Genomic DNA, 17,676 nt, shown 5'->3' with positions numbered 1-17,676 from the left:
GATCACACGCGAGTAACGGGATGACAAGCCTGCTAAGCACCCAAGAATTCTGGCAATACCTCAGTATCCCGGTTATTGCCGCCCTGATCGGTTGGACCACCAACTGGCTGGCCATCAAAATGACTTTCTATCCCCTGGAATTCATTGGCAAACCACCGCTGCTCGGCTGGCAGGGCATCATCCCCTCGAAGGCCCGGAAAATGGCGGCCATCAGCGTCGATGCCACGATTTCAAAGATCGGCACCGTTCGGGAAATCTTCCAGCAGATTGACCCCAAGGTTCTGGCCACCCACATCGTTCACTCTGTCGACCCCCGAATCGAGGAGTACGTGGACGAGATGATGCTCAAGGAATACCCCACCTTCTGGGAAAACCTGCCCGCCTCAGCTCGCAAGATGGTCTACGATCGCGTCCGCAAATCCACCCCTCAGCTGGTGGACAACCTGGTGGAAGACGTCTCCGACAACATCGAAGACCTGCTGGACATCAAGGGTATGGTCATTGACCGCCTGGCCAGCGACAAGGAGCTGCTGAACCGGATCTTTATTGAATGCGGTGAGGTCGAATTCCGCTTCATCATCAACTCGGGCCTCTACTTCGGCTTCCTTTTTGGCCTTATCCAGATGGCGGTCTGGTATGTCTACCCGATCTGGTGGGTGCTGCCCTTCTTCGGCCTGCTGGTGGGCTGGGCGACTAACTGGATTGCGCTGAACGTGATTTTCCGGCCGCTGCACGCCAAAAAAGTCGGCCCATTCCGGATTCAGGGCCTGTTCCTGAAACGCCAGCCGGCCGTGGCGGAGTCCTTCTGCCACATTGTGACCCACGAGATTCTGACCGTTGGCAACATCATTAACGCAATTCTCGACGGCCCCAAGGGCGACCGCGCCCGCAACATGGTCAAGAAACACATCAAACCGCTGGTGGATGAAACCGCTGGCATGGGCAAGGCGCTGACGCAGATGGCCTTTGGACCCACCGGCTTTGCAACGCTTAAGAACCAGGTGGGCGAAAAAGCCATCGAGATATCCCAGACATCGTTCAACAACCCGGTGTTCGAAAAGGACCGGGCCCAGGCGGTCGAATCAATCATGGTCGAGCGCATGATTGCCCTGTCTTCCGAAGAATTCCAGGACCTTCTCCGACCCTGCTTCCAGGAGGATGAAATCAAACTGATTCTGGTAGGCGCTTTCCTGGGCTTTGGTGCCGGCATCTGCCAACTGGTGTTCGTGTTCGGAGAATCGTTACTGTAAATTTCCGCAGTAATTCACGGGCTTGAAACCTGTGCAAGGATGCGTCGTACATCTATACTCTCGGAAACGGAGGTTCATTACTTCGAACAGGTTCGACCCGGAGGCAACGGATGCCAGGTTTTCTCTCCTGGATTTCAGGATTATTCGCGACAAAACAGCCGGCACCACCAGCTCCAGAAGCGAGGCTGTTCAATCCATCCCCGGACAACCCGGCCAAAGATACCCCGGACACAGGCCCTGAACTGGCTAAACAGTTGGAAGAGCACCTGTTTTGCTGGCTACTGGACGCCGAACCCGCGGCGTTACGGGCTGACCTTTCGTCTTATGACGAGGTACTGGCGGAACTCCATCAGCGCCTGTCCAACAACAAACTGGAAGAACTTCCACGGCAACCCATGAGCCTGCCCATGCTCATGCGGGCTCTCTCCGATGAATCGACCGACCGCCATCGGCTGACCGAAATCATCCTGGGTGATCCATCGCTGACCGACCAGCTACTGCAAATTGCCAACAGCCCCTACTTCCGCACCAGTGACCATGCGATTGAATCAGTGGACCAGGCGGTGTTCGTACTTGGGGTGGATGGCATCAGGAATGTTATTTCCGCCGCAGTAATGCGCCCCATGATGGCCGCGAGAAACAGCCGTGAAGCACTTTTCGGGCAACGCGTCTGGCGCTGGGGCCTGACCTGCGCACGATCGGCGGAATTGATCGCAAGGACCCAGGGCGAGGATACCAGCGCACACTTCATGGTGGGTTTGCTGCCTGCACTTGGGTACATCACCATCCGCAGGGAACTGCAACGGATCTGCCGCTCACTTTCTTCTGTAGGAGAACCGGAGCCCGCGCTTATCCGCCATGCTCTGGCAAGGTACCAGTGGGCGACCTGCCAGTTACTGGCGAACGAATGGAACCTTCCCCCCAAGTATCACGCCTACCTTTTGGCGGCCGAACGGCCGGCGCCGAGGCAGAAACACACGCCGCTGACGGATGGCATGGTCATTGGTACCCGAGAAGTACTCAGGCACGCACACCAGCGGAATCTTGCCGAAGAGCAGTTGCCAAAACTGGTGCGTCTAACCCCGGAGCAAATCAGCGACGTGCGCAACGCGGTGCAGAAGATGCTCCGGGAAGGCGGGCGCTCAACTGTCAGGAGCTGACACCGGCTCGGGTTCGGCCAATGATGTGGTCGTTTCCTGCTCATCATCAGCTCGCAACAACTCGGCGAATGTTCGCGTTTCCTCAACCTTGCGCGAGCCAGTTAATTCAGCCGGGATCACCGCTGGCAACCGGTCAACGATCCGATCCTCATCGTTGCGAACCACTTTCAAGACTTCCCCCACGGTGATGAGATCCAGCGCACGCCCCGGCACGAGTCGATCGCCCTGGCTTCCGGCCAGGCTAAGCAAACCCGCCCGGATCAACTTGTCACTGAGCGCACGGGTCACTTCGCCTGGCACTCTCAACTGGTGCTCCAATACTTCCTGCTGAGGCGCCGGCTCCCCTTCGCTGAACGGTTTGGCCACCAGCCACATGGTCGCGAGCGCCACATTTTCCTGGAGCTCCGGTGCCAATTGCACCTGGCGCCGCTTGGCCACTGACCCGGGATTCTGGAGATAAAACGCCAGGCTGGCCCCGAGGAGCAGGATCATCCAGTTCAAATAGATCCAGATCAGCAGGATGATGCCGATGGCGAAACTGGAATAGATTGCGGCGTACTTGGCCGAACCCGCCACAAAGGAGGCAAACAGCATACCGCCAGCTTGCCAGGAAACCCCGGCCACGAGACCGCCGATGGCGGCATACCGCAACTTGACCCGGGTGTTGGGCATGAACACGTAAACAAAGGTGAACGCGCCAACCACCAGGAAAAACGGCGTGAAGCGGCTGGCAACCAGAATCACCGAACCGAACGGCTCGATTTCAATCAGTTTCTGAACAATGGTTGAGGAGAAAATGGTCGCGCTCACACCAATGGCTGAAACCATCAGCAACGGTCCCACCATGATGACGCTCAGGTAGTTGCTGAAGCGCTGTGCCATGGAGCGCATGTCCGGCACGCGCCAGATCATGTTGAAGGAGCGTTCGATTTTCTGAAGCAGGGAAACGACCGTGTAAACCAGCAACGCCAGACCCACAGAGCCGAGCACCCCAACCTTCATGTTATCCACGAATCCGAGGATCTGCTCGGCCAGTTGTATCCCCTGGGGCCCCAGGGGTTCAAAGAACTGGAACAGGAATGGTTCCATCCGCTGATGCACACCTAACGCCTTAAGAACTGAGAAGCTCAAAGCAAGAAGCGGCACGATACTCAGCAGCGTGGTGTAGACCAGGCTCATGGCATGGAGTGTGAGCTGCCCGCTCACTACGTCCCGGGCCATGGCGTACGCCGTGCGTCCGACCTTGTACAACCAGGTCCAGGGCCAACTCTGGGGAGGGTTCGAGTTGGACAGAATCCAGCTTTCAGCAGCCTGGAGTCTTTCTCTCATCTGAATGGAAGCCACGCAAAGTCCTGCATGCAAGTGTTTTCCTAAGCTTATCAGGCAACTGTCAGTAGACAACCCGGCTGGCGCTTATTTGCGTATTCAGTACCGGAACTGACGAATGTTGCTGGTCAGGATCTCACTCAGCGAGGCCACACGGTCAGTCATGGATTCGGCATTTCGGGCGTTGTCTGATATCTCCTCTATCTGCTCGGTCAGATTGATCAGGTTTTCGTCAATACTGCTCACAGCGTCCCTCTGTTCTGCGGCCGCCTGGGCGACCTCCTGATTAAGCGAACGCATTGCCAGGGCCTTGTCGTCAATGGCCTGAAGGCTCTGGCTGCACTCCTGGATCAGCGCCACCGTGCGTCGGCTTTCCTCTCGACTGGTCTCGGCAGAATCTACCGCGCTCCGGGCCCCCTTCTGCAGGGCCGTTACCAGCTCGTCAATCTCCTCGGTAGATCCGGCGGTCTGCTGGGCCAGGCCACGAACTTCGTCGGCAACAATGGAAAATCCCCGCCCCGCGTCACCCGCCCGGGCTGCTTCAATGGCCGCATTGAGCGCCAGCAGATTGGTTTTCTCGGAGATACCCCTGATAACCTCCACCGCACGCCCGATGGATTCACTCTGTCCAGCCAACGAGCGAATAGACACAGCCACTTCTTCAATGCGCGCTTCAAGTTGGCTCATTGCTGTGACCGATGCCTGAGCGGCGGCGCCTCCGGAGGACGTCAGTTCACTGACCTCCCGGGACAGGCGTTCGGCGTTCCGGGCATTATCCAATACACCTTCAGCGGTGACCGTCACCTGGTTGGCTGCGGTCGCAACGAGGCTGGTTTCGTGTTTCTGACGCCCCACATATTCATTCAGGCTCTGGGAGCTGGCCCGGCCCCGCGCCGCCACATCACCCAGATCTCCGGTGGTTCCTGCCACCTGGCCAATCAGTCTGGCGAAACGCTCAAGCATCTGGTCAAAGGCGCTGGCAATAACCCGAAGCTCGTCCTTTCGTCGATACTGCAGGGTGCCAGAGAGATTATTGGTTTCCTGGATGTCGGAAATCTGCCGCCCGAGACGATTTATGGGCCGCGTCAGTGACATCAGGAACAGGCCGCCAAGCGCCAGGGCCGCAACCACAAGGGCAACCGCCATGACCAGACCGGTCTGCCGGGCGCCATTAATATCCTGCTGGACAGCCTCGGCGCTGCCCACGACATCATCCGAGGCGGTCAGCAGGTCGGCACCGGCGGCCAGCACGCCTTCTGAAAGAGCGCTCGCCTGTTGTTGGTAGTCCGCGCGAATGGCACCCAGATGGTTGGTCAGCTTTACCGCCTCTTCGCGGGCAACCTCCGCCATTGAGCGCCCCATGAGCATCATGGACTTTTCGAAGAATTCGAACATTCGTGCACCAACAGTCCGATAGGTATCCACAGATTCCTTCATGTCGGCAACCCTATCACCCAGAGCCGCATCGGCTATGGCCATGGAATCCAGCTCCGCCAGCAACAGCGCCAGAGCCGCCTCGGCCTTCTCAAGAGATTCCAGATCGGCGTTCAGCGCTGCGTGGAAATACCAGTACTGCATCGCATCCAGGTGCTGCTGCGCAGTGGTCACCCGGCCGGCCAACACACCGATTGCCTGCTGACGGTCAATCAGTTCCGACTGTTGTTTGATCGCGGCGCGTTGGCCGGCAATGATGGTTGCCTGGTCGTCCACTCTTGCCCCGACATCATCGATCCGGGACTGCATCAGCCAGGATGACAGGACCGAAAGCCCGATCAGTACCGAGAACAGAGCCACGATCCGGGCACGAATACTGAAACTGGAGAAGCGTAGCGTCATTGTCTGGGCACCTGCCGGGCGTCAATTGATGAGGGGTTAGTTGGAGGCTTCGGTCGTCACATAATGGCGGCGGGTCCAGCCGCGCATTTCGTCCAGGCGTTGTAGCCGGGTTGAGGCCTCGGTGAGGGTGGCGCGAATCGGGACCTCACCTTCGAGCATGCTGGCGAACCGAATTGTCATCAGATCCCAGAAGCGTTTCATCTCGGGAATGTTGGGCATGATCTCGCCCCGACTGGCGGACCGGAAGGTATGGTCAATGAACGGGTCTTCTCGGAGCGTGTTCACAACATCCAGATGGGCCACGGCACCAAGGGGTTTATCATCGTTGACCGCGTGGAGTCCCTGCTCGGTAAGCAAATACTCCTCGAGGAATTCCCGGGCTATCTCCTTATTGGTGGACACCGCACTGATGCCGGCCGCCAGGACCCCCACGAAGGGTCGTCCCGGATCCCCGGTTGTTGTCGGCACATCCGCAATGCCGACATCAATGCCGGCTTCACGCAGCTCACTCCAGGCCCAGGGCCCGTTGATGATCATGGCCACTTCTCCGGCCTTGAAGCCTTCCATCATGGAGCCGTAGTCGGCGTCGGCGGCCAGCACATCCTGCTTGAGCAGGTTGCGGATACCGGTCACCGCATTGACGGCACCGTCAGTGGCAACGCCTACGTTGGAAAGGTCGTAGACAAAACCCTCGGCCCCGAAACTGTATCCGCCGGAACCGGCAAAGATTGGCCAGGAAAAGTACACGTTGCGGTAGTCCCAGGAAATTGCGCTGACACCTTTACTGGCCAGCTTCCGGTCCAGTTCGGCCACCTGATTCAGGGTCCGCGGCGGTTCCTCTACTAGCTCTTTGTTGTAGAGAAGGCTCACAACCTCCATAGCGATGGGATACCCATAAACGCGATCGCCCACCGACACTGCCTGCCAGGCGAAGGGTGCGATCGATTCACGGAAGGTGTCTGAAGGTTTGATTGGTGTCAGGTGGCCTTCGTTGATCCAACTACCAAAACGGTCGTGGGGCCAGATCACGATGTCCGGGGCCTTGGCGGTATAACCGTAGTGGTCGTACTGAGAGGTCAGATCGTCCGGAGTTTCAACCGTGACGGGAATACCCGTCTCCTGCTCGAAGCGCCTGCCGACCTCGGCCAGGCCGTTAAAGCCTTTGTCAGAATTAATCCAGACAAGCAACTCGCCCCGCTCGAACGCCAGTGCCGTCTGGGAACAAAGCAGAGCACAGCAAAGTGCCGCCAGTGTTTTCCCGATCATGATGTATCGCCCTTTTGTTTTTGTTTGAGCGTGGGCAGTTTAGGCGGGAAGCGACAACTATGGCGTCATACAGCGGTCATCTTTTCGGGGATGAAGCGGGGGGCGTATGGATATCCGGTCCAGGAACTCAGATCACGATATAACCATATCAATATTTGTTTCTCTCTCTTATAACGAAAAACATGTAAAAAGACGGCTATTCATAATATGTCGCTTACCTGAACGGATGATTTTTCATGCGAATCAAGCTTGCTCTGGGAGTTGCCGCACTAACGGCACTTTCTCCCGTCACCGCACACGCCACCAACGGCTACTTCAGCCATGGTTATGGCACCATCAGCAAAGGCATGGCCGGTGCTGGCACTGCTCTGTCCCAGGACAGCATTGCAGCGGCGACCAACCCGGCGGGCATGGCTTTTATTGGCAATCGCATTGATGGCGGTTTCGAAGTTTTTTCGCCAAGGCGGGAGTACACCGTAGATGGGCCGCTCTCTCCTCCCCCCGCGTTCTCCCTGCAGCCGGGCACTTACAAAAGCAGCCGCAACGGTTTCGTTATCCCCCACCTGGGCTTTAATCGGGAACTGTCCGACACCACAAGCTTCGGCGTTTCGGTGTTTGCCAATGGTGGCATGAACACCGACTACTCCGGTGAAAGCGGTGGTCCGTTTTACGCGGGCCGCACCGGGGTCAACCTGGAGCAGCTATTTATTGCGCCTACCTGGTCCTGGGAGTTCTCAGATAACCAGGCCATCGGCATTTCGCCCGTTATTGCCTATCAGCGTTTTGAGGCAGAAGGCCTGCAAAGCTTCGCACCCTTTTCCTCAGACGCCAGTGCCCTTTCCAACAATGGCACTGATGACGCCTGGGGTTACGGCTACCAGATCGGCTGGCAGGGCGAAATCACCGACACCCTCCGCGGCGGCGTAAGCTGGCGCAACATTCTGAAGATGAACGAGTTCGACAAATACCGCGGCCTGTTCGCCGAGCAAGGCGACTTCGACATTCCACAGATGTTCAACGCAGGCATTGCCTGGTCTGGACTCGAAGACCACTGGTTCCTGCTGGATATCCAGCATATCCGCTACAGCGAGATTAACAGCGTGGGCAATCCGCTCCTGCCCAATCTGCAGACGGCTCAACTCGGCGACGATGACGGCGCAGGCTTTGGCTGGGACGACATGACCATCGTCAAACTGGGCTGGCAGTGGCAGCAAACAGCCTCCCACGCATGGCGGGCCGGCGTAAGCTACGGTGAGAATCCCATCTCCGATGAAGATGTGCTGTTCAACATCCTGGCACCGGGAGTCCAGGAATGGCACTTTACCGGCGGCTTTACCCACAACTTCAGCGAAAACCTGGATGTGTCGGGTATGGCGTTTTACTCACCGGCCAAGACCGTGACCGGACCCAACCCGCTGGCACCGAACCAGACCATCGATCTGGAAATGTACCAGTTGGGCGCATCAGTCAGCGTCGGCTGGAAGTACTGAGCCAACCCTAGCCAGTCCCAAAAGCCCCGGTTCGCCCGGGGCTTTTCTTTTACAGCACCGAATTGAGATTCGCCGCAGTAATACCAACAATCCGCTGCCTCGCCTCACGGCTGGCCCAGGCAGAGTGCGGGGTAATAATCAGGTTCGGAATATCGTCCGCCAACAGGGGATTGCCGTTGCGGGGCGGCTCCTCGGTCAGCACATCGAACGCGGCACCGCCGATCTCGCCGGCACGAAGCGCGTCTGCCAGCGCCTGCTCGTTCACCAGGCCGCCGCGGCTGGTGTTGATCAGCAACGCGTCCGGCTTCATCATTTTCAGTTCACGGGCACCGATCAGATCCCGGGTTTCATCCGTGAGCAGGCAATGCAGTGAGAGCACATCCACTTGAGGCAAGAGTTCATCCAGGGGGATCCGGGAATACCCGTCCACCTCTCCGGCTTCCTGACCCGGTCGGGCCCCCAACAAGACCCGCATGCCAAAGGCCGCAGCCCGCTCCGCCACGCCTTCACCCAGATCGCCGTAGCCGACAATACCAAGCGTGCGCCCCTCCAGCTCCATAATCGGATGATCCATCAGGCAGAACATATCACTCTTGCCCCAAAGCCCGGACCGCACATCCCGGTCATAATCCAGCAGCCGGGTGGCCAGCGCCAGCATCAGAGCCATCGTGTGCTGGGCCACCGTCGAGCGGCCGTAGTTCGTCACGTTCATCACCTTGATGCCATGATCCCTGGCTGCCGCCTGATCAATATTGTTCAAACCGGTCGCAACCACCGCGATGGTTTTGAGCTCCGGGCACGCCTCGAAATGCTCTCTGCCCAGCACCACTTTGTTGACCAGCACGGTGTCGAACCCCCGGATGCGCTCCAGCACGTCATCCGGCGCAGTTCGCTCATACCTTTCAAGCCCGCCGGTCACCGACTCGATGGGCGAGAAATCCACATCATCGCCAAGCGTTTTGGCATCAAGGAACACCGCTTTCATACTTTTCTCCTGAATCCAGATGGCCACAGATTAGGGTAGACTGAGGTAAACGTCCAAGACTCAAAATGTCCAAGCAATAACAGGGTGTGAACCATGGAACATGAATTCTGGCACGAACGCTGGGCCAAAAAGGAAATCGGATTCCACGAGGGCACGGTCAACCAGTACCTCCACGACCACTGGCCGGAACTGGCCGGCAAAGGCACTGAGGCCGTTTTCGTACCCCTGTGCGGCAAAGCCCACGACATGTGGTGGCTCCACGACCGCGGCCACCCCATCATCGGCGTGGAACTCAGCGAACTGGCCTGCAAGGACTTCTTTGAAGAAGCCGGCGAAAAAGCCAAGGTCCACCCCGGTGAGCCTTTCATCACCTTCAAACACGACAACCTGCAACTCTGGTGCGGCGACTTCTTCCAGCTGGTTCCCGACGACCTCAAACACGTGCGACTGGTCTACGACCGCGCTGCCCTGATCGCCCTGCCGCCCCACATGCGCAAAGACTATGTAAACCACCTCACCGCCATCATCCCCGACGGCACAAAAATCCTGCTGATCACCCTGGACTACGACACAGAGATCAAAGGCCCCCCGTTTAACGTCAGCGACGAAGAGGTGCGGCAACTCTACCAGGACGACTACAAAATCGAACATATCCTGACCAACACCCTGGCCAAGGATCATCCGTTTACAAAGAGAAAAGGCCTGGAAAACGCCTCGGAAAGCGTATTCCGTTTAACCAAACTTTAGCCTGCCTTCAGGCGGTCGCCTCCGTGGCCCGATCGGAGTGTATCGGGAGGCTTTCTGACAACGAATTTGATGTCTGAGCGAAGCGAGTTGCCAATTCGTTGTCAGAAAGCCACCCGGTGCACTCCAGCCCCCTCACACTGTCCCCCCCAAGAAACCCGGCAAGCTACAAAACCAACACACCCGCCTAACATAATTTAATGAACCTTAACCACTCACACACTGTCCAACTCCCGAACCGTGAACTAAGCTCAAAGTAACCAAGCCGGCCACGAGTTGATCGTTCACAGGCTTGTAAGTATCCATTCCTTCCACCCATAACTAAACGAACCGCCCGGATGGGCGGAGCCGACTCCAACGGGGAAATTGCGTGAATTGAAAGCTGAAGATACAGCGAGCGAGGGCAATCTATGAGCATACTGCAGCACTTCAAAGACCGGTATGAGAGTACCCAGGAAGAAGAATACAGCCTGGAGGAATACCTGGAGATCTGCAAAAAGGACCCAACGGCCTATGCCACGGCCGCTGAGAGAATGTTAATTGCCATTGGCGAACCAGAGCTCGTCGATACTTCCAAAGATCCGAGGCTTTCAAGGATATTTTCCAACAAGGTCATCAAGCGGTACCCCGAGTTTTCCGAGTTCTATGGCATGGAAGACGCCGTAGAAAACATCGTTTCCTTCTTCCGCCACGCCGCCCAGGGCCTGGAAGAAAAGAAACAGATCCTTTACCTGCTGGGCCCCGTGGGCGGTGGTAAATCGTCCCTGGCGGAAAAACTCAAGTCACTGATGCAGAAAGTGCCGTTCTACGCTATCAAGGGCTCGCCAGTAAACGAATCTCCCCTGGGTCTGTTCGATCCCGCCGAAGACGCCCAGATCCTCGAAGAGGAATACGGGATTCCTGCACGTTACCTGAAAAACATCATGTCGCCCTGGGCCGTGAAACGCCTGCATGAGTACGGCGGCGACATCAGCCAGTTCCGGGTTGTGAAAATGTATCCCTCGGTGCTCGACCAGGTTGCTGTTTCCAAGACCGAGCCCGGTGACGACAACAACCAGGACATTTCCGCCCTCGTCGGCAAGGTCAACATCCGCATGCTGGAGGATTTCTCCCAGGACGATCCGGATGCCTACAGCTTCAGCGGTGGCCTGTGCAAGGCCAACCAGGGCCTGATGGAATTCGTGGAGATGTTCAAGGCACCCATCAAAGTCCTGCACCCATTGCTGACGGCGACCCAGGAAGGCAACTACAACACCACCGAAGGCATGGGCTCTGTCCCCTTCGACGGTGTGATCCTGGCCCACTCCAACGAATCGGAGTGGCAGACCTTCCGCAACAACAAGCACAACGAGGCGTTCCTTGACCGGGTCTATATCGTCAAGGTGCCCTATTGTGTGCGGGTGACGGAAGAAATCGAGATCTACAAGAAACTGCTCAGCAACAGTTCGCTCGAAGGCGCTCCCTGCGCGCCAGACACCCTGGACATGCTGGCCCAGTTCTCGGTGCTCTCGCGCATCAAGGAGCCGGAAAACTCCAGCATCTTCTCCAAGATGCGGGTTTATGACGGCCAGAACATCAAGGATACCGACCCGAAAGCCAAATCCATCCAGGAGTACCGTGACGCCGCTGGCGTGATGGAAGGCATGGACGGGCTCTCTACCCGCTTCGCCTTCAAAATCCTGTCCAAGGTCTTCAACTTCGACACCACCGAAGTGGCGGCGAACCCGGTACATCTGCTGTATGTGCTGGAGAAACAGATCGAGCAGGAACAGTTCCCGCCAGAAACCCATGAGAAGTATCTCCGGTTCATCAAGGAATTCCTGGCGCCGCACTATGTGCAGTTTATCGGCAAGGAAATCCAGACTGCCTACCTGGAAAGCTACAGCGAATACGGCCAAAACCTGTTCGACCGGTACGTCACCTATGCCGATTTCTGGATCCAGGATCAGGAATACCGGGATCCGGACACCGGCGAAATCCTCGATCGCTCCTCCATCAACGAAGAGCTGGAAAAAATCGAGAAGCCCGCGGGCATTTCCAACCCGAAGGATTTCCGGAACGAGGTGGTCAACTTTGTGCTGCGGGCCCGGGCCAACAACGGTGGCAAGAACCCGTCCTGGCTCAGCTACGAAAAGCTGCGCAGCGTGATCGAGAAGAAGATGTTCTCGAACACCGAGGATCTGTTGCCGGTGATTTCGTTCAACCCGAAAGCAAGTCAGGAAGACCAGAACAAGCACAAGCAGTTCGTCGAGCGTATGGTCGATCGAGGCTACACGGAGAAGCAGGTCCGGCTGTTGGCCGAATGGTACCTGCGGGTTCGCAAGTCTCACTAAGTCAGTGACCATTCACTGAGCTGGAGTAACGCCATGGGAATGACCCACATAGTCGACCGGCGACTGAACGGTAAAAACAAGAGCGCGGTGAACCGGGAACGGTTCCTGCGCCGCTACCGCCACCACATCAAGCGTGCGGTGTCGGATGCGGTTCAGAAGCGCTCAATCACCGATATAGAACGGGGCGAGAAGGTCAGTATTCCGTCCCGGGACATTGAAGAACCCATCTTCCACCACGGCCAGGGCGGCAAACGGGAGGTGGTGCACCCCGGCAATCAGGAATTTTTGGCCGGCGACACCATCCCCAAGCCAGAGGGCGGCGGAGGCCAGGGCTCCGGACAGGGCCAGGCCAGCCCGGACGGCGAAGGTATGGATGAGTTCGCCTTCCAGATCACTCAGGAAGAATTCCTCGATTTTCTGTTCGACGATCTCGAACTGCCCAACCTGGCCCGCAAGAAACTCAAGGACACCGAGGCCTTCAAGTATATCCGCTCCGGCTTCAGCACCGAGGGGGTGCCGGCCAAGCTGGATGTCGTACGCTCGTTGCGCGGTGCCCACGCCCGACGCCTGGGCCTGGGAGGCGCGCGCAAGAAGAAGATTCGGGATCTGGAAAAGCAGCTGGAAGCGTTGAAGTCAGCGCCGGAAGACCTGGATCCCGCGTTCAGCCATGAAGACCAGATCCAGGTTCTGGAGGAGGAAATCGCGCGACTGAAAGCGAATGTTCGCCGCATCCCTTTCATTGATGAGATCGACCTGCGCTACCGCCAGCACGTGAAAAAGCCACAGCCGGCCACCAGTGCCGTGATGTTCTGCCTGATGGACGTGTCCGGGTCCATGACCCAGATGCACAAGGACATTGCCAAGCGCTTCTTCATCCTGCTGTACCTGTTCCTGAAGAAGAACTACAAGAAGATTGAAGTGGTCTTCATCCGGCATCACACCAGCGCCAAGGAAGTGGACGAGGAGGAGTTCTTCTATTCCCGGGAAACCGGCGGCACCATCGTCTCCAGCGCCCTGAAGCTGATGCACAAGATTATTGAATCCCGGTATTCCCCGGCCGAGTGGAACATCTACGCTGCCCAGGCATCGGACGGTGATAACTGGAACGATGACTCGCCGGTGTGCGGGAAGATCCTGGCCGACAATATCCTGCCCCTGGTGCAGTATTTTGCCTACGTGGAGATCACACCCCAGGACCACCAGATGCTCTGGTACGAGTACGAGAAGATCCAGGAGCAATTCCCCCAGAGCTTTGCCCTGCAGCAGATCGCCGACCCCGGCGAAATTTACCCGGTATTCCGGCAGTTGTTCGAGAGGAAAGCCGCATGACTAACCTCATGGACCGTCCAAACTCGCCCGAAAGCGATCAGCCCAGAGCCCGGGAGCCGATCTCTACCGGTTCTGAATGGACCTTCGAGCTGATCCAGAAATACGACGACGAGATTGCCAAGTGCGCCGCCGAGTTCGGCCTGGACACCTACCCCAACCAGATTGAGGTGATCAGCGCCGAACAGATGATGGACGCCTACAGCTCTGTGGGCATGCCGGTTGGCTACCATCACTGGTCCTTCGGCAAGCAGTTTCTCAGTACTTCAAAAGGCTATCAGCGGGGCCAGATGGGCCTAGCCTACGAGATCGTGATCAACTCCAATCCCTGCATCGCTTACCTGATGGAGGAGAATACCCTGCCAATGCAGGCGCTGGTCATTGCCCACGCTTCCTACGGCCACAACTCGTTCTTCAAGGGTAACTACCTGTTCCGCACCTGGACCGACGCCAGCGCAATCATCGATTACCTGGTGTTTGCCCGCCATTACGTGGCGGAGTGCGAGGAGCGCTATGGCGTGGATGCCGTGGAGGAAATCCTCGATTCCTGCCATGCCCTGATGAACTATGGCGTAGATCGCTACAAGCGCCCTGCACCGATATCGGCTTCAGAAGAAGTGCGGCGCCAGAAGGAGCGTGAGGAATACCAGCAGCGGCGCATCAACGATCTCTGGCGCACCATTCCGAAAATGGACGACGAGGATGACCCGGTTAGACGTGGCAAGCGCTATCCGGAGGAGCCCCAGGAGAACATACTCTATTTCATCGAGAAGAACGCGCCACTGCTGGAGACCTGGCAGCGGGAAATCATCCGTATCGTGCGGAAGCTGGGCCAGTACTTCTATCCCCAGCGCCAGACCCAGGTGATGAACGAGGGCTGGGCCAGCTTCTGGCACTACACCCTTCTGCACCGTATGTACGACAAGGGCCTGGTGACCGACGGCTTTATGCTGGAGTTTCTCCAGAGCCACTCGGCGGTGGTGTATCAGCCACCGTTTAATAGCCCCTGGTACTCCGGCCTGAACCCTTACACTCTGGGATTCTCGATCTTCAGCGATCTGCGCAGAATCTGCGAAAACCCCACAGACGAAGACCGGGAGTGGTTCCCGGACATCGCCGGCGGCGACTGGCTGGAAACCCTGCATTTCGCGATGAAGAACTTCAAGGACGAGAGCTTCATCCAGCAGTTCCTCTCACCCAAGGTGATGCGGGACCTTAAGCTCTTTGCGATCCAGAACGACGATCAGGAAGACGTCTACCGGGTAACCGCCATCCACGATGAACCTGGCTACCGGGACCTACGCGAGAAACTGGCGCGACAGTACAATCTCAGTTATCGGGAACCCAACATCCAGGTATGGAATGTGGATGTGCGCGGCGACCGCTCACTGACCCTGCGCCATATTCCCGTGGACCGCGTCCCCCTGGGCAAGGAAACTGATGAAGTCCTGCGGCACGTGCACCGGTTGTGGGGCTTTGATGTGCACCTCGAGAGCGTGGATGATGGCACCGTGGTAGAGGACCACCACTGCCCGCCCAGGGAAGCTGAGGAGGATTAAGCCGGCAATTCAACGCTGACCCTCAGGCCCCCGAGGCCTGAACGTGTCAGCGTGAGGGTTCCGCCATAGATTCTGACAAGGTCGTTCACGATCGAAAGTCCGAGTCCCGATCCCGAGCGCTCTTCGTCAAGCCGGGCACCCCGGCTGAGAGCTTCGGCGCACTGGGTTTCGGACATCCCCGGTCCGTCATCTTCGACAACGATGGAGAGGCTCTCAGGCGATTGCTCAAGAACCAATTCAACTCGTTTTTCTGCCCAGTTGACAGCATTTTCCAGCAAATTACCGACTATTTCCTGAATATCCTGCTGCTCAAACCTGACAGGCCCGGCCAGTCCAAGATTCTTTTCAAACTGAACGCCCCGACGCGAGGCGAGCCCCTCCAGTGCGGCAAAGACCGGAGTCAGGGCCTCGGCCAGATCGGTTTTCCGACCCAAACCGACCGGGCCCGCCGCCGACGCCCGGGCCAGATGATGCCTGACAGCGGCATTCAGGCGCTGCAGTTCCGCCCGGAAAGCCTGTTGTTGAGACGCGGGTAACTGCTCGGACAACGTGCCCAGCACAGACAGCGGTGTTTTCAGAGCGTGAGCAAGATTGCCGGCCGCGGAACGGCCGCGTTCAATCAGCGTCTGGTCCCGCTCGAGGACCAGGTTAATCGCCCGCGCGAGGCGGGCAAGCTCCTCAGGAAGATCGGTTGCGAGGCTATTCTGTAGACCGGCTTCGACACTCTTCAGACTTTTTTCGACTCGCCTCATGGGATCAAGACCCCAGCGTATCTGGAGCCCGATAAGGATCAACAAAAGAACCCCAAGCGTCGCCAGAGACCCAGCAAGCAACCTGTGGAAACGAGCGACCTCGGCTCGAACTTCGGACAGGTCGGCCGCCACTGATACATGCAACGGGTCTGGCAGGTTCGGAATCTGGATCGTGCGCGCCGCCACTCTCAGCGTTTGTCCCCCGGGGCCTGCTGACTGCCGATAGACAACCTGTGAACCTTCTACAACTGGAAGCCGCTGATCCCACAGGGATCGTGAGGTGATCACGCGTTCGGCACCATCAGTTGCCTGCCAGTACCAACCTGAAAAAACCCTCTCAAACCGCGGGTCGCCCAATTGGCGCTCCAGGACCAATGCATCGTTGGGAAGGTCATAGGCGACACCGGCAATCACCACATTCAGCAGGGAATCCAACCGGTTGTTAAATGATGTATTCACGGCCTCGCGGAAATTCCAGGCCAGCAGCCCTCCAGCGACAGGCAAAACCAGCAGAATCAACACAAGGGCGGACACCATCATCCGTCTGGCAATGCCCCAGCGTTTCAAGCCCGACAGGATCATGCTGGAGCTTTCCCGCCATTCATCCGGTAACCCTGGCCACGAACGGTTTCGATCGACTCTCCGCCAAGCTTCCGACGCAACCGGCTGACCTGGACATCAATCACATTGGAATCCGGCTCCTGATCACCGTCATACACATGTTCGGACAGTTCGGTACGGCTCACTACCCTCGGGGCGGCGTGGATCAGGCGGGACAGTAGCCTGAACTCCTGGGCGGTCAGGGCAACCGGCATTCCGGCACGCGTGACTTGCCCTGCGTGGGTATCCAGGGCAATTTCGCCGACCGTAATCATCGGATGGGCATGACCATGGGCCCGGCGCATCAGCGCACGAAGCCGGAACAGGACCTCCGCCGTTTCGAACGGTTTGGTGACATAATCATCCGCCCCGGCAGAAAAACCGGCGGCCTTGTCGGACCATCGCTCCCGGGCTGTCAGTATCAGGACCGGCAGGTCAATTCCTCGCTCCCGCCAACCCGCAAGCCATTGCACACCGCTACCATCAGGCAACCCGAGGTCCAGAATCACCACGTCGTAGCGTTCGGTGCTCACCAGAAAATCTGCACTGCGACCATCTTCTGCCACCTCCACCAGGAGCCCGGCATTGCTCAGCGCAGCGGCAAGGCCCTCGGCAAGAGCCCTATCATCCTCCACCAGCAATACTTTCATCGGCGCCTCATCCCCTGGATATTACGACCTTCCATTTCAATTATTTCACCGGTTTGGGCATCCACTTCAAATTCCACGACCTGTCCCTGAGGCCCAAGAAGCTCGATCTCGTATATCCGCCGGCCATCATCGTGATCCAGGTCCACATCGATTACGTCACCGATCCAGTCCTTCGAAAGGCTCTCGAGAATCTCGCCAAGGGGTTTGATTCTACCCGCCTGTACCTCCCGGTGCAGGCTGTGCCAATCCTCATCGTCATCGGCAAGAGCCTTGGGCACGCCAGCTACCGAGGCGATCACCAGCACCAGCAATACCGTGAGCACCAAGAGACGGAGGTAGTGATTTGCTGCTTTCGTGGCATTTTTCATGGCGTCATTTTGTCAAAGCCCGGATGAACGA

Annotated in this window: 14 protein-coding genes; 7 read left to right on the top strand and 7 right to left on the bottom strand. The window is 57.7% G+C overall.

What is annotated here, in order from left to right; all coding sequences use genetic code 11:
- The first annotated feature begins 20 nt into the window (after window positions 1-20).
- A complete protein-coding gene (locus ABNF92_RS14620; RefSeq protein WP_305965828.1) occupies window positions 21-1,250 on the top strand; it encodes a hypothetical protein in 1,230 nt (409 codons plus the stop codon).
- Window positions 1,251-1,360: 110 nt separating this feature from the next.
- Window positions 1,361-2,410: an HDOD domain-containing protein gene (locus tag ABNF92_RS14615; protein WP_305965827.1), complete on the top strand. Its 1,050-nt coding sequence runs from the start codon at window positions 1,361-1,363 to the stop codon at window positions 2,408-2,410.
- Here ABNF92_RS14615 and ABNF92_RS14610 read toward each other — a convergent pair.
- From ABNF92_RS14610 to malE, 3 genes are all read right to left on the bottom strand, one after another.
- Window positions 2,393-3,754, bottom strand: coding sequence for a YihY/virulence factor BrkB family protein (locus ABNF92_RS14610; protein WP_349342541.1), 1,362 nt, complete (start codon window positions 3,752-3,754; stop codon window positions 2,393-2,395). The genes ABNF92_RS14615 and ABNF92_RS14610 overlap by 18 nt on opposite strands.
- Before the next feature lie 81 nt (window positions 3,755-3,835).
- A complete protein-coding gene (locus ABNF92_RS14605) occupies window positions 3,836-5,572 on the bottom strand; it encodes a HAMP domain-containing methyl-accepting chemotaxis protein (RefSeq protein ID WP_349342540.1) in 1,737 nt (578 codons plus the stop codon).
- 36 nt (window positions 5,573-5,608) lie between these two features.
- Complete coding sequence (malE, locus tag ABNF92_RS14600; RefSeq protein ID WP_349342539.1) at window positions 5,609-6,838, bottom strand: maltose/maltodextrin ABC transporter substrate-binding protein MalE; 1,230 nt, start codon at window positions 6,836-6,838, stop codon at window positions 5,609-5,611.
- Window positions 6,839-7,074: 236 nt separating this feature from the next.
- On the opposite strand from malE, the gene ABNF92_RS14595 reads away from it, so the two are divergent.
- On the top strand, window positions 7,075-8,328 hold the full coding sequence (locus tag ABNF92_RS14595; protein ID WP_349342538.1) for an outer membrane protein transport protein: 1,254 nt from the start codon (window positions 7,075-7,077) through the stop codon (window positions 8,326-8,328).
- Window positions 8,329-8,377: 49 nt separating this feature from the next.
- Here the strand turns inward: ABNF92_RS14595 and ABNF92_RS14590 are convergent, their stop codons facing one another.
- Window positions 8,378-9,313 (bottom strand): D-2-hydroxyacid dehydrogenase, encoded by a 936-nt coding sequence (locus ABNF92_RS14590; RefSeq protein WP_349342537.1) that lies wholly within the window; start codon window positions 9,311-9,313, stop codon window positions 8,378-8,380.
- A 93-nt stretch (window positions 9,314-9,406) separates the two neighbouring features.
- On the opposite strand from ABNF92_RS14590, the gene tmpT reads away from it, so the two are divergent.
- The 4 genes from tmpT (at window position 9,407) to ABNF92_RS14570 (ending at window position 15,275) form a co-directional block, all read left to right on the top strand.
- A complete protein-coding gene (gene tmpT, locus ABNF92_RS14585; RefSeq protein WP_349342536.1) occupies window positions 9,407-10,060 on the top strand; it encodes a thiopurine S-methyltransferase in 654 nt (217 codons plus the stop codon).
- Window positions 10,061-10,467: 407 nt separating this feature from the next.
- Complete coding sequence (locus ABNF92_RS14580) at window positions 10,468-12,390, top strand: PrkA family serine protein kinase (protein ID WP_069184449.1); 1,923 nt, start codon at window positions 10,468-10,470, stop codon at window positions 12,388-12,390.
- 39 nt (window positions 12,391-12,429) lie between these two features.
- Window positions 12,430-13,719 carry a YeaH/YhbH family protein gene (locus ABNF92_RS14575; protein ID WP_349344098.1) on the top strand — a complete coding sequence of 430 codons (1,290 nt, stop codon included), beginning with the start codon at window positions 12,430-12,432 and terminating at the stop codon, window positions 13,717-13,719.
- The gene (locus ABNF92_RS14570) at window positions 13,716-15,275 is read left to right on the top strand and encodes a SpoVR family protein (RefSeq protein ID WP_349342535.1); all 1,560 of its coding nucleotides are present in this window, start codon (window positions 13,716-13,718) and stop codon (window positions 15,273-15,275) included. Before ABNF92_RS14575 ends, ABNF92_RS14570 begins: the two co-directional genes overlap by 4 nt.
- On the opposite strand, the gene ABNF92_RS14565 is transcribed toward ABNF92_RS14570, so the two are convergent.
- From ABNF92_RS14565 to ABNF92_RS14555, 3 genes are read right to left on the bottom strand one after another with little or no spacing between them, the layout of a single operon-like run.
- Window positions 15,272-16,609: a HAMP domain-containing sensor histidine kinase gene (locus tag ABNF92_RS14565; protein ID WP_349342534.1), complete on the bottom strand. Its 1,338-nt coding sequence runs from the start codon at window positions 16,607-16,609 to the stop codon at window positions 15,272-15,274. The genes ABNF92_RS14570 and ABNF92_RS14565 overlap by 4 nt on opposite strands.
- Window positions 16,606-17,277 carry a response regulator transcription factor gene (locus tag ABNF92_RS14560; protein ID WP_088556375.1) on the bottom strand — a complete coding sequence of 224 codons (672 nt, stop codon included), beginning with the start codon at window positions 17,275-17,277 and terminating at the stop codon, window positions 16,606-16,608. The genes ABNF92_RS14565 and ABNF92_RS14560 overlap by 4 nt, the downstream gene beginning before the upstream one ends.
- Complete coding sequence (locus tag ABNF92_RS14555; RefSeq protein ID WP_349342533.1) at window positions 17,274-17,645, bottom strand: PepSY domain-containing protein; 372 nt, start codon at window positions 17,643-17,645, stop codon at window positions 17,274-17,276. Before ABNF92_RS14555 ends, ABNF92_RS14560 begins: the two co-directional genes overlap by 4 nt.
- Between the last annotated feature and the right edge of the window lie 31 nt (window positions 17,646-17,676).

Origin of the sequence: Marinobacter sp. MMG032 (genome assembly GCF_040112695.1) — a bacterium.
GTDB lineage: Bacteria > Pseudomonadota > Gammaproteobacteria > Pseudomonadales > Oleiphilaceae > Marinobacter > Marinobacter salsuginis.
This window is presented reverse-complemented; position numbering and strand designations above follow the sequence as displayed.